The organism is Senegalia massiliensis (assembly GCF_009911265.1).
Taxonomy (GTDB): Bacteria; Bacillota; Clostridia; order Tissierellales; family SIT17; genus Anaeromonas; species Anaeromonas massiliensis_A.
Genome location: NZ_QXXA01000005.1, coordinates 1 through 13,421 on the forward strand (window position 1 = coordinate 1; position 13,421 = coordinate 13,421).

The window sequence follows — 13,421 nt, forward strand, 5'->3', positions numbered from 1 at the left end:
CCTGCTGCTCAATCTGCAAAACAAGTAACTAGTGATATTCCAGTTTTATTTAGTGCTGTTACTGATCCTGTAAAATCACAGATAGTAAATACATGGGAAGATGTTGGTGGTAATGTAACTGGTACTAGTGATAAAGCTCCTATAGAGTCCCAATTAAAAATGTTCAAACAAATTGATGACAGTATTAAAACAATTGGTATTTTATATAGCACTAGTGAAGCTAACTCAGAAATTCAAATAGATGAAGTAAAGAAACTTGCACCAAATGAAGATTTAGATGTAGTTACTGTTGGAGTAAATAATGTAAATGAAATACCTCAAGCAATAGATTCATTATTATCAAAAGTAGATGCTGTATATATTGTAAGTGACAATTTAATAGCTTCTTCAATAGAATTAGTTTCTACAAAACTTATTGAAAAACAAATGATTTCTGTATCTGCAGAGGAATCTCAAGTAGGTGGCGGAATATTAATTACAAATGGTTTAAGCTATTATGAATTAGGTAAGCAAACAGCTAAAATGGCGAAAGAAATTTTAGTAGATGGTAAATCTCCTTCTGAAATACCTGTAGGAATAGCTGAAAAAACTATTACTACAGTAAATTTAGATACCTTAGAAAAACTAGGTTTAGATAAAAATTTAGATATATTTAAAGATGTTAAAGAAGTAAAAAAATAAAAAATTAAGCTTTAGGAGGCAATTAAAATGAATTCATTAATTATAACTTCTATAGAACAAGGACTTATATTTTCAGTTCTTGCTATGGGAGTATATATAACTTATAAAATATTAGATATACCTGATCTTTCTGTAGAGGGAACATTTCCTCTCGGAGCATTTGTTTTTGCAAAATTTATTATGATTGGAATAAATCCTATACTCAGTACATTTTTAGCCTTTTTATCAGGGTTATTAGGTGGATTATTAACAGCAGTATTATTTACTAAATTAAGAATAAAGCCTTTATTATCTGGAATTCTTACTATGACAATGCTTTATTCCATAAATCTTAGGATAAATGGAAAATCCAATATACCATTGTTTCAATATGATTCTATATTTGATATAGGTTCTAATTTATTAATACTAATAGGAATTGTATTATTAGTTAAAATCATTTTAGATAGATTCTTAAAAACTGAAATAGGATATCTTTTAATAGCAACAGGTGATAATGAATCTTTAGTCAGATCATTAGGTCAAAATAGTGATAAATACAAAATAATAGGTCTTATGATTGCTAATGGTCTTGTAGCTATGAGTGGTGCTATGATGGCACAAATGCAAGGTTTTGTTGATATTACAATGGGAAGTTCTATAATTGTTGTAGCTCTTGCATCTATTATAATTGGTGATACTATTAGAAAAAATTCAGAAAGAATAAGAAATACTACTAGAGCAATACTCGGCGCTATAAGCTATAAAATTATTGGTGGTATTGCTATTGATTTAGGTCTTGCACCTAGTGATTTAAGAGCTATAAGTGCAATAATTGTTATAATTTTCTTATCTTATAATAATTTTATACCAAATATGATTGTTTCTAGAAAAAAAGGAGAGATTAAAAATGTTGAAAATAGAAAATCTATCAAAGAGTTTTAATAAAGGTACTGAAAATGAGATAACTGTTTTTAATGGTTTAGATTTAAATATAGAAAAAAATAAATGCACAGCTATAATCGGATCTAATGGCTGTGGTAAGAGTACTCTTTTAAATATAATTGGTGGAAGTATAAATATTGATAGTGGAGATATTGTTTTAAATAATAATAATATCTCTAAACTAAAAGAGGAAAAAAGGGCAGTTAATATAGGGAGAGTCTATCAAAATCCTTCTATGGGAGTTTCTCCTTCACTTACTATTCTTGAGAATATGTGCCTTGCTGATAAAAAAGGAGATAGATTTTCACTTAAAGGATTGATAAAAAGAAATGGAACAAGTAAATATGTTGAGCTTTTAAAAGATTTAGATTTAGGACTAGAGAATAAATTAAATACAAAAGTAAAATATCTATCTGGTGGACAAAGACAATCTTTATCTCTCATTATGGCAGCAATGAAATATCCTGATTTATTATTATTAGATGAACACACTGCTGCTCTTGATCCAAAGACTTCAAATGTAGTTATGGAAAAGACTAGAGAACTTTTAAAAAAATACTCTATAACTACTATTATGATTTCACACAATATGAAAGATGCAATAGATTATTCTGATAGAATAATAATGCTAGACAAAGGTAAAGTAGTTTTAGATAGAGATAGTAAAAATATTACTGAGTCTGAGCTTATTAATATTTACAGAGAAAAGATACAAGTAGTTGCATAAAGATTATACTCCTACAATCTTTACTACTAATGATATAAAAATAGGTATTGTAGCAATGCTACATAATGTTGATAAAAATACTAATTCACTTGCTAATTTGTAATTTGAATTATTTTTTCTAGCAAATATAGCTGCATTTGCTGCAACTGGCATTGACATTGTTATTGCTATTATACCTATTACTATATTTGGTAATGGTAATAAATTTAATATAAATAATAATGGTAATGGAATTATAATAAGTCTTAAAAACGTTGTTATAATTATTAATTTATTACTTATTACATCTTTTATATTTGATTCTCCAAGCATTGATCCTATTACTACCATAGCTAAAGGTATTGTTGTATCGCCTAAGCTATCAAGTGCTTGAAATAATGGAGTTGGTAATTTGATTGAAAATAAAAATAAAACTATCCCAATTGTTATTGCTATTGTGCCAGGATTTATAAGCATTTTAAAGTTTATATTTTTATTTTTATGGGGAGTTGAAAGTATCATTCCAAGTGTCCATAAAAATATATTAAACCATAAATTAAAAAGCCCAGCATAAAATATTCCTATTTCACCATAAACTACGGCTACTATAGGAAAACCCATAAATCCACCATTAGGAAATATAGTAGCAAATTGATATATTCCTCTATCAGGATTTTTAATATGCTTTATTTTTGTAAAGATATATCCAACTAACATTGCAAAAATATATGCAAATGGACCTATAGCTAGTACTAATAACCCATTACTTAACATTGCTTTAGAAAAATCGTAATTCATTGAAGTTATAAGAAGTGCTGGTATAGTAGCATATACTATAAAATTAGATAGTCCTTTTCCTAAGCTGTCATTTATTATATTAAACTTTCTAAGTATAACCCCTATTGTTATAAGAATAAACAATACTAAAACTTGGGATAGTACAGTTGTTAAGTCCATTTAAATATCCCTTTCTAATACTATATTCTATTTTTCATCTGATTGTATAACATTCTAGCTATTCCTATACCATTTTCTCCACTACTAGCTTCATTTGCAAGTTCTTCATGAAACATATCTGTGAATATCTCTCTACCTCTGCTTTTTTCTGTAAAATTAGATTCCATAACTGTTTTATTCATTTCTTTAAACATAATACCAGTGAATATAGCTTCAAAATCTTTACAAGCTTCAAGTAATATTTCTTGATCTTTTGTTTTTTGAGTTTCTATTTTTTGTGTATAATTATTTATATTATTTATTTGCATAAATTATCACTTACCTTTTAAGATTATTAGCTTGTTGCATCATTTCATCTGACGTTTGAATTGACTTAGAACTTACTTCATATGCTCTTTGAGCTGATATCATCTTTACCATTTCATCTATTACAGCTACATTTGAACTCTCTAAATACTTTTGAAGTATTGTAGAATCCATATTAAAATTATTTAAAACTCTTGGATTTCCTGATGCCACAGTCTCTTCATAAAGATTGCTTCCATCATTTAATAACCCTTTAGAGTTTATAAAATTTACTAATTTTAATGTGCCTATGTCTACAGTCTCTCCATTTGCATTTTCAGCAGTTATATTTCCTATATTATCTATTTCCAAATCTGATATTCCACTATTTAAGGTTATTCTATTATTATTATTATCTAATATATAATAGCCATCTGATGTTACTAAATCAGAAGTTTGACCATTAATACTTAGCTTAAAACTTCCATCTCTTGTATATCTTGTTTCTCCATTAGGAAGCTGTACCTCGAAAAAACCATCTCCAACTATTGCTACATCAAGTGGATTTTCAGTTGGTTGTGGACTCCCTTGAGCCATATTTCTATTTGTTGCTGAAACTTTCACCCCATGACCTACTTGAATATTAACCGGAGTATTATTATCATCATTTGGATTTGCTCTTTTTAATGCCGTATACATCAAATCTTTAAATTCAGCCCTTTGAGATTTATATCCAACAGTGTTTACATTTGATAAGTTATTTGAAATTGTATCTATATTAAATTGTTGTGTTTTCATACCTGTAGCTGCAGTCCATAATGACCTAATCATTTATAAATTCCCCCTATTTTATATTCTTGCTATATCATTTACAGCTTTTTGTAGTATTTCATCATATGACTTAACTACTTTTTGGTTAGATTCATAACCTCTCATAGTAGATATCATTTCTACCATTTCTTTTACTGTTTCTACATTGGAACCTTCTAAATAACCAGATAATACTTCACCTGTAAATGCACTTTCTTGTGCTTCTTGATTTTCTTCTATTCTATATAGATTATCTCCTTCTTTTCTTAGAAATTCTTTATTATCTATATTTACTATATCTAGTCTACTTACAAAAGCTCCATTTAATGATATATTTCCAAACTGATCTGTATTTACTTCACCATTACCTATGTTTATAGCACCATTATTCCCTAATACTCTATGTCCTTCAGATGTTGTTAAGAAACCTTCTCTATCTATTTTAAAGCTCCCATCTCTTGTATACCTAGTACCGTTTTCTGTTTGCACTTTAAAGAATCCATCACCATTTAATGCCATATCTAATGGATTTGATGTTTGCCTTATATCTCCCTGGGTGAAATTTATAAATACTCTATCAGTACGTATTCCATTTCCTAGAGTTCCTATTACATTCATATGAGGCTTTGTTACAATGGTATCTATCAAATTACCACCTGAAAATACATTTCCTTGTCCATCTATTTCTATATTATTTCCTGTAATTCTAATTCTTCCATTTTTGCCTAAAAGATAATTTTCCCCATCTGATTTTATATTTCTATCATTATCTTGATAATAAGTCTTAAGATATCCATCTTCTGTCACTCTAAACTTAAATTTATCATCATACCCTGTTCCTGCTGGTGTATCTATTGCAAAATATGCACCTTTAGTCTCAAGTAAATATTCTTCGCCATTTTGTGTTAATTCTACTCCTTGAAAAGGCTTTATTGTAGATATAGAGTTATCATTTATTCGTCTCAGTAATTGTTCAGGAAATGATTCTGAAAGCACTCCATCTTTTTTATATCCATTTGTATTAGTGTTTGCAAGATTATTTGAAATTGTATCCATTCTATGTTGATTATTTATCATTCCAGTGGTCGATATATACATGCCTCTAAACATTTTTTCACCTCAATTTTAATTCTGCTCGGTACTATTATCGGCAAAAAGTATAATATTCTTTAATATTTAATAACTTTTTGATTCAGTTGTCATTTGTTTTTCTAATATATCCATAGAGTTAAGAGATTCACCAGTACCTTTTGCTACACATGAAACAGCATCTTCTGCTATAATTACTTCTATTCCTGTTCTATTTTTTATAAGTTTGTCCATACCATTAAGTAGACACGAGCCACCTGTCATTATCATACCTTTATCACTAATGTCTGCTGCAAGCTCTGGTGGAGTTTGTTCAAGTACTGAATGTACTGCTTCTGCTATGGTAGTAACTGTCTCTTCTAATGCTATTAACATTTCTTCTGAAGATACTTTTATTGTCTTTGGAAGTCCAGTTACTAAATCTCTACCACGTACATCCATTGAAACTTGTTTATCTCTTGGATAAGCTGTTCCAATTCTAACTTTCATATCTTCTGCTGTTCTCTCTCCTACTAGAATATTGTGCTTACGTCTCATGTATTTTACTATAGCTTCATCCATTTTATCCCCAGCAAGTTTTATTGATGTACTTACTACTATTCCACCAAGTGATATAACTGCTATATCTGTAGTTCCACCACCCATATCTATTACCATATTTCCATCAGGTTGTGTAATGTCTATTCCTGCACCTACAGCTGCTGCTATAGGTTCTTCTATTAAATATGTCTTTTTTGCTCCTGCCTGCATACTTGCTTCTATAACTGCTCTTTTTTCTACCCCTGTTACTCCAGATGGTACACATATTATTATTCTAGGTTTAAAGAAAAATTTCCCCGCTGCTTTTGTTATAAAATGTTTTATCATTCTTTCTGTTATATCATAGTCAGATATAACACCATCTTTTAAAGGCCTAATTGCTATTATATTCCCTGGTGTTCTACCAATCATTCTTCTTGCTTCTTCTCCTACTGCAAGTACTTTATCTGTATTTTTATCTATTGCAACCACTGAAGGTTCTTGTAAAACTATCCCCTTATTCTTTATATATACTAATACACTTGCAGTTCCTAAATCTATCCCCATATCTGATCTAAATGTAAACATTATAAAACCTCACTTTCTACTTTTATCTATAACTAAATTATTATATCTGTTTTTTTACATACTTCTTTACTTATTCGATAAAAGTTCCAAAATTCCTGCAAAATTTTAGAAATTTTTTTATTTTTTTTATAATAAAAAAGAACCGATAAAATCGGTCCTTTTATAGTTTTACTTTACAGTAGCAGTGCTATATTTAATTTTTGTTGCCTTGCCACCTCTAATATGCCTTTCAGCTTTGTTCTTTTCTAAAACACTCTTTACCTGTTCTGAGATAAGAGGGTTTATCTTGGGAAGGCGTTCAGTTACATCTTTATGAACTGTGCTTTTACTTACCCCAAAAACATTTGCTGTCTTTCTTACAGTTGCTTTTTCTTCTATTATATAATTTGCTATTTCAAGAGCCCTTTCCTCTATATAGTCTTTCAATTGCCTAACCCCCTTTGATGGCACAACCGTCTTTTTTACATTATTATGCTTTTATAATGGTGAATAGAACATTTCTTTATTCAAAGTCTGGAATATAATCTTTTGGATCAATATGTTTTCCATTTTCTAATACTTCAAAATGTAAATGTGGTCCTTGAGATAGTTCATAACCTGCTGGTTCTCCTATAGCTCCTATGGCGTCTCCTTTATTTACATTCTGTCCTTTTTTAACTAAAATTTTTTCAGAAAATCCTGCATATTTAGTTATTAATCCTTCTCCATGATCAATAGTAATTACTCTACCTAAATCATCTGTTTCTTCTATATTCTTTACTACGCCTTTAAGTACTGCCCTAACTGAACTTCCTTTTTTTGCTGTTATATCTAAACCATTATGAGTAGTCCATTGTTCTAAAGTCTCTGAATATACAAGTTGATCTCCAGCAAAACCCATAGATTGTTTTCCCATTATTGGGACAAGCATTGCTTTTGCACGCCTTGCATTTGCTGAAACTTCTACTGCTTGTTCTTCATTTTTTGCTTGTTCTTTTGATTCTGGTTTAGGATTTGATTCTTGTTCTTGTTTTTCAGTATTTTCTTCTTTTTGAGGTTCTTCTTGTGTCTTTTCTTCATTTGGTTCTTCTACTTTTGGTTCTGGATCTGGTTCCTCTATAGCACCTATTTCGGGTTCTTCATTATCAGGATAATAGTCTAATATATCATCTTCTAAATCTTCTTCTTTTTCTAGCTCTGATATTTGTTTGAAATTATCTCCTGAAACCCAAACTGCAGTTACTCCTACTATCATTATGCATAAAAATAGTACTAGATAAAAACCATCTTTTTGCGTTACTTTTTTCATTTTATCCTTTAAACCATTTTCTTTTTTTTCATTATTATTTTTATCATTGTTATCCATCTCTACACCTCCATATATATGTAAAAACTATTTCAGTTACTATTATTAGCAAAATTATTTTTTTTATACAAAAAAAGACCCACTTTAGAAAATTTCTAAAGTGGGTCTTTTATATATTTTTTAATCTCTATCTGCAAGCAATATTAATCTTATAAGTTGTGCTATACCTACAAGTGTTGCTGCTACATATGTTAATGCTGCTGCATTTAAAACTTTTCTAGTAGGTTTCACATCAACATCTGCTATTATACCATTACTAAGTTGTGACACTGCTCTATTTGATGCATTAAATTCTACTGGAAGAGTTATTACTTGAAAAGCCACTACTGCAAGGTATAAGAATATTCCTATATATACTAAGTCACCTATTCCAAGTAAGAAACCTGCAAACACTAAAATCCATACAAACCTTGCCCCAAAACCTGCTATTGGAGCTATGTTATTTCTCAATAATAATGGAAAATAACCTTCTGCATGTTGTAAAGCATGACCTACCTCATGAGCAGCTACACCTACTGAAGCTATTGAACTTCTTTGATATACATCTCTTGACAGTCTTAAAACTCTTTTCCTAGGGTCATAGTGATCAGATAACTTTCCTCTAACCATTTCTATTTCTACATCATGAAGCCCATTTCTATCTAATATAGCACGTGCAACTTGATATCCTGTATATCCCGATGCACTAGCATGCTTTAAATACTTATTAAATGTACTGGAAACTTTTGATTGAGCATAAGCTGCAAATATTATTGCTGGTATTACCAATAAAAAGCCTACGTCTGCAAAGAACATAATTATCTTCTCCTTTAGTGTTTATTTTGTTTATCTATATATTCTGCCCTGCAATCCCAAGAACAAAAATATTTGTTTTCATCTTCTTCTAATACAATATATGCATTGTCTTTATTTACATCTTTATTACATATAGGATCTGTAACATATTCTATTTCTTGTTCTACTATTTTCTGTGTTTTTGATTCATCTATTCCAGCTTTTTCTTGATCATTTTTTATTTCTTCTAATTTTGCTGCTATTTTCTTTCTATTTACTAATGCATATATTATTCTTATAGTATTAGTAAATATTACATATAATAAAAATACTCTAAAAGCTCCTGTTAGAAGTTCCATATTATCACCTCTTAATATTTTTCTATATTTTCATATATAACCCATAGATAATTGGATAAATAATCTATATTTTCTTCATATTCCTCTGGATGTTCATTCATCATTGTTATAACTGTTACTAATATTGTTTGTAATAGTCTAATTTGATATTTACATTTTAATTCTTCATCCTTTTCATCAATTGATATGATTTTCTTTAGTCTTAATAATAATTCTTGTTTTATATTTATTTCTTGATTATTAAATTTAGAAGATCTAATTAAATGCTTCCCCATTCCTTTTCTTTCGTAAATTTCATCATATAATATTTGAACAAATTTTTTAATTTTAGTTTGCTTATTTAAGTTTCCATATATTATATTATCTAATTTTTTAAATGTATCTATCCAACTTTTATTAAATACATTTAAGAATAATGTTTTTTTATTTGGATAATAATTATATAATGTACCTACTGCTATTCCAGATTTTTTTGCTATTATTTTCATATCAACATTTTTATACCCATGTTCTGAGAATAGATCAAAAGCAGAAGTAAATATTTTATCTTCAATTCCTTCTATTATTTTAGGCATGTAAAAATCCCCTTTATACTATATAATTATTATGAACCTATATTCATAATAATATATTTTTGATTTTTTGTCAATAGAAAGCAAAGAGATTCTTCTATATAGAAGAATCCTTATTTCATCATTGAATTGTTAATTGGCGAAATTTCTACATCTGTATAATAGTGTTTTAATATTTCTTTGTAACTACTACCTTTTTCTGCCATTCCATTTGCTCCCCATTGACTCATTCCTACTCCATGTCCGTTTCCAAGTGTTTCTATAGTGACTTCACTTTTTTCTTTATTTATTGTTATAGTAAAGTTTGTAGAATTAAATCCAAATAATTCTCTGAGCTCACGACCTGTCATTGTTATTGTACCTATTTTTAATTTATCTACTCTACCTGTAGATGTTCTTTCTAATAGTTCAATTCTTTTTTCTATATTTTCTTTTGTAATATTTATATTAGAATATTTATCCTTTAGCTTCTTTACAAAATCATCTATTGAAACTTTAAAATTATCCTTTACGCTAGGTGAATCTGTTTCATAAGGACTTTCTACTGGTCTTAAATATGGTTCTGCTGATGCAAATACTTCTTCAGATGCTTCTGTCATTCCACCACTTGATGAATGAAATAATGGTTCTGATATAATCTGACCATCATATGAAATAATTTCTCCTTTTGTATCATCTACTGCTTGTTCTATTTTAGGAAAAAGTTTATCCATCCACTCTTTTCCATGAAGCTCTAATAATTTTTCTTGTGAATACCAAACCTGATCATGAATTGTATTACAAAGGGGGGCTTCTGGATGCTCCTCTGGCCTGTATCCATTGTTATATGCAATTATTTTTGAGATAGCATATGTTCTTGCTGCCACGGATTGTGCTTTTAATGCTTCTTTTTCAAATTTTGCAGGCATTTCACCAGCTACTACCCCTTTTATATATTCTTCAAGATCCATATTTATTATATTCTTTGTTTTAGTATCATATATATCTACTGATACATCTAAGGAGTCCACTATATCATTCTTTTTATTATCTATCTTTATTTTGTCTATCATTCCTTCGTTATTATCTTCATCCCATGTAAATAATATTATAATAGGAAATATTATAATCAGAAATATTATAATTCCTACTAATCCTAAAAATGACTTCACTATATTTTCCCCCATTCCTCTTATGGTTAAATTTTTACCTATTCTTCCTATTGATTCTTATTTAATATACTTATGAATAAGAAATAGCAAATATGAGTAAAAATTTTGAATGATTTTACTGGGGAAATATACGGTATTTCCCAGGAAATTGTCATGGGAAATAAATTATTGTCGACTTTGTTTTGTTAGGCAATAAAAAAACAGAAGCTATTAAGCTCCTGTTTCCATTTCTGTTTCTACTCTTTTAATTTTTGCTCCTAAATTAGTAAGTTTTTGTTCTATATTTGAATATCCTCTATCAATATGATGTATTTGATTTACTTCAGTAATACCATCAGATATAAGTCCGGTAAGTATAAGTGCAGCTCCTGCTCTTAAATCTGTTGCATTTACAGGTGCTCCTAAAAGTTGCTCTTGTCCTGTTACTATTGCACTTCTTCCATCTATTTTGATGTCTGCACCCATTCTCCTAAGTTCATTTACATGCATAAATCGATTTTCAAATATTGTTTCTATTATTACACTTGTACCTTCTGCCATACTCATCATTGCCATAACTTGTGCTTGCATATCTGTTGGAAATCCTGGATAAGGAAGTGTTTTTACATCTACTGCTTTTATAATTTTTGGTGCTACTACTCTTAAAGTATTATTTCCAACTTCAGTAAATTCTATATTAGATTCTTTAAGTTTAGATATTATAGATTTAACATGATCAAGTTCAATGTTTTCTATTGTAATATCTCCACCTGTCATAGCTGCTGCCACCATATATGTTCCAGCTTCTATTCTATCTGGTATTATTGTATGATTGCAATTTTTTAATTCATCTACTCCATTAATCTTTATTGTATTAGTACCTGCACCTTTAACATCAGCACCTAATTTATTTAAAAAATTAGCTAAATCTACTATTTCTGGCTCTTGAGCTACATTTTCAAGTATTGTTTCTCCTTCTGCCATTACTGCTGCCATCATTATATTTTCTGTTGCTCCCACACTTGGAAAATCTAAATATATTCTATTTCCTTTTAATCTATCTTCTACTTTTGCTTCTACATATCCATGACCTACTTCTATTTCTGCTCCTAATGCTTTAAATCCTTTTAAGTGTAAATCTATAGGTCTTGTTCCTATTGCACATCCACCTGGCATGGATATTCTTGCTTTTTTTAATCTTGCAAGAAGTGGACCCATAACCAAAAATGATGCTCTCATCTTAGTCATAAGTTCATATGGTGCTTCTGAATTATTTAAATTTTTAGCATTTATATTATATGATTCATCACTTGTTTTTTCTACAGTTGCTCCAAGTGAATTTAGTACTTCTTTCATTACGTTTACATCTCTTAAGTTTGGTACTTCAGTAAGTTCACATTTATCTGTTGATAATAATGTTGCTGCCATAATAGGTAGAGCTGAATTTTTTGCTCCACTTATTCTAACTTTCCCCTTTAATGGAGGGCTTTTTTCTACTATGAGTTTTGGCACCTTTTTTCCTCCTTATTATACTTTTTATCCTTTTGTTCTATAAATGCCCAAAACACAATTCCAACTTTTGCTAATATCCACCGTCAATAATTGGAGTTGCAATGAAGATATAAGTTTTGTCTTCAGTATAATTATGCCTCATAGCGATATTTAAATTCATCTTATTCTTACCTGTATATATATGATTATCTATATTTGGTGAATAGGCACTAATACTTAAAATATCTGGATTTTTATATTCTTCAACAATTCTTGCATCTACTGTTTTTGTTATATGGGATATTATATTAAATTTTTCTTCAGTTTTTATATTTCCTTCAAATGTTCCTATTACTTTTGAAGTTATATTTGGTGTTGTATTGTATTCTTCAAATATTTTTTGGACATTACTTTCAATTTTTTTATAATTATTAACATTCTGAGATATTATGTTAACTATTAAATCAGTCCTATTAAGATTACTATATTTGTCCTTGTATGTCAAAACATTTATTGTGACAAATCTGTTATTTTTATCCACCCCAGAGACTATGATTTTTTTATTATTTTCACTTTCTATATACTCTAGACTATACAGCTTTTTTGTAGAGTTTAATTGTTTAATATTATTATTGCTTTCAAGCTCACCTATTATATTAAACTTATTTTTAAAGTCTTGTCCTAATTTTTTAATATCTTTTTCAGACATAAATTCTTCATTTATTGTACCTTGAGCTTTTATGCTTATTTCTATTAAGTTTGCATTTATATTATTAAATGCTGTTACAATTGGTTGCTCTAGGTTATTCCTTATACTAGCTGATACTGTATAGTTTGATAAAGCTAAAATAAATATTAATATTATAGTTATTATTAACCTTTTACCATCCATAATACCACTCCCTAAAAATATAGGGAAGAGCAAGATATGTGGTAAAAATGTTAAAGGGGGACAAAAACATTTTTACATTCTGTGTACTCTTCCCTTTCAATAAATAGTATTGACAATGTAACTTGTCCTTTATACATTTTTTTATTTAAATTTTTAGAGAAAAGTAATGTATTGCTATGATGTTCTTACCCAATAAAAAAAATAATTAACATTTAATATCTAGCTATAATATTATATCAATCATATTATTAATTGTCTAATATTTATTAATAAATTCAAAAAAAAGATAGGTAAATTTA

16 protein-coding genes are annotated in these 13,421 nt (G+C 28.7%); 3 read left to right on the forward strand and 13 right to left on the reverse strand.

The annotated features are described in order from the left end of the window. The 3 genes from D3Z33_RS04045 to D3Z33_RS04055 all read left to right on the forward strand — a co-directional run. A partial coding sequence (locus D3Z33_RS04045) for an ABC transporter substrate-binding protein (protein WP_160196514.1) occupies positions 1–681 on the forward strand: 681 nt, incomplete at its 5' end. Positions 682–708: 27 nt separating this feature from the next. After that, positions 709–1,605 carry an ABC transporter permease gene (locus D3Z33_RS04050; protein ID WP_160196515.1) on the forward strand — a complete coding sequence of 299 codons (897 nt, stop codon included), beginning with the start codon at positions 709–711 and terminating at the stop codon, positions 1,603–1,605. Then, positions 1,571–2,332 carry an ABC transporter ATP-binding protein gene (locus tag D3Z33_RS04055; RefSeq protein WP_160196516.1) on the forward strand — a complete coding sequence of 254 codons (762 nt, stop codon included), beginning with the start codon at positions 1,571–1,573 and terminating at the stop codon, positions 2,330–2,332. The genes D3Z33_RS04050 and D3Z33_RS04055 overlap by 35 nt, the downstream gene beginning before the upstream one ends. 3 nt (positions 2,333–2,335) lie before the next feature. Here D3Z33_RS04055 and D3Z33_RS04060 read toward each other — a convergent pair whose 3' ends face one another. The 13 genes from D3Z33_RS04060 to D3Z33_RS04120 all read right to left on the reverse strand — a co-directional run bounded on the left by D3Z33_RS04060 (position 2,336) and on the right by D3Z33_RS04120 (position 13,122). Beyond that, the gene (locus D3Z33_RS04060; protein ID WP_160196517.1) at positions 2,336–3,268 is read right to left on the reverse strand and encodes an AEC family transporter; all 933 of its coding nucleotides are present in this window, start codon (positions 3,266–3,268) and stop codon (positions 2,336–2,338) included. A 20-nt stretch (positions 3,269–3,288) separates the two neighbouring features. Next, the gene (locus D3Z33_RS04065) at positions 3,289–3,576 is read right to left on the reverse strand and encodes a rod-binding protein (RefSeq protein ID WP_160196518.1); all 288 of its coding nucleotides are present in this window, start codon (positions 3,574–3,576) and stop codon (positions 3,289–3,291) included. 10 nt (positions 3,577–3,586) lie between these two features. Next, a complete protein-coding gene (flgG, locus tag D3Z33_RS04070; RefSeq protein WP_160196519.1) occupies positions 3,587–4,384 on the reverse strand; it encodes a flagellar basal-body rod protein FlgG in 798 nt (265 codons plus the stop codon). Positions 4,385–4,402: 18 nt separating this feature from the next. After that, positions 4,403–5,473, reverse strand: a complete 1,071-nt coding sequence (locus D3Z33_RS04075; protein ID WP_160196520.1) for a flagellar hook-basal body protein — start codon at positions 5,471–5,473, stop codon at positions 4,403–4,405. 66 nt (positions 5,474–5,539) lie between these two features. Continuing rightward, positions 5,540–6,559 carry a rod shape-determining protein gene (locus D3Z33_RS04080; RefSeq protein ID WP_160196521.1) on the reverse strand — a complete coding sequence of 340 codons (1,020 nt, stop codon included), beginning with the start codon at positions 6,557–6,559 and terminating at the stop codon, positions 5,540–5,542. 168 nt (positions 6,560–6,727) lie between these two features. After that, complete coding sequence (gene spoIIID / locus D3Z33_RS04085) at positions 6,728–6,985, reverse strand: sporulation transcriptional regulator SpoIIID (protein WP_160196522.1); 258 nt, start codon at positions 6,983–6,985, stop codon at positions 6,728–6,730. Positions 6,986–7,061: 76 nt separating this feature from the next. Further along, the gene (locus tag D3Z33_RS04090) at positions 7,062–7,904 is read right to left on the reverse strand and encodes a peptidoglycan DD-metalloendopeptidase family protein (protein WP_160196523.1); all 843 of its coding nucleotides are present in this window, start codon (positions 7,902–7,904) and stop codon (positions 7,062–7,064) included. 120 nt (positions 7,905–8,024) lie between these two features. After that, positions 8,025–8,699, reverse strand: coding sequence for a zinc metallopeptidase (locus D3Z33_RS04095; RefSeq protein ID WP_160196524.1), 675 nt, complete (start codon positions 8,697–8,699; stop codon positions 8,025–8,027). 14 nt (positions 8,700–8,713) lie between these two features. Continuing rightward, positions 8,714–9,037: a hypothetical protein gene (locus D3Z33_RS04100; protein ID WP_160196525.1), complete on the reverse strand. Its 324-nt coding sequence runs from the start codon at positions 9,035–9,037 to the stop codon at positions 8,714–8,716. Positions 9,038–9,048: 11 nt separating this feature from the next. Then, positions 9,049–9,612, reverse strand: coding sequence for a TetR/AcrR family transcriptional regulator (locus D3Z33_RS04105; RefSeq protein ID WP_160196526.1), 564 nt, complete (start codon positions 9,610–9,612; stop codon positions 9,049–9,051). A 110-nt stretch (positions 9,613–9,722) separates the two neighbouring features. Next, positions 9,723–10,760, reverse strand: a complete 1,038-nt coding sequence (spoIID, locus tag D3Z33_RS04110) for a stage II sporulation protein D (protein ID WP_347561210.1) — start codon at positions 10,758–10,760, stop codon at positions 9,723–9,725. Positions 10,761–10,970: 210 nt separating this feature from the next. After that, complete coding sequence (murA, locus tag D3Z33_RS04115) at positions 10,971–12,251, reverse strand: UDP-N-acetylglucosamine 1-carboxyvinyltransferase (RefSeq protein WP_160196528.1); 1,281 nt, start codon at positions 12,249–12,251, stop codon at positions 10,971–10,973. Between the two features lie 70 nt (positions 12,252–12,321). Then, positions 12,322–13,122 (reverse strand): YwmB family TATA-box binding protein, encoded by an 801-nt coding sequence (locus D3Z33_RS04120; protein WP_160196529.1) that lies wholly within the window; start codon positions 13,120–13,122, stop codon positions 12,322–12,324. Between the last annotated feature and the right edge of the window lie 299 nt (positions 13,123–13,421).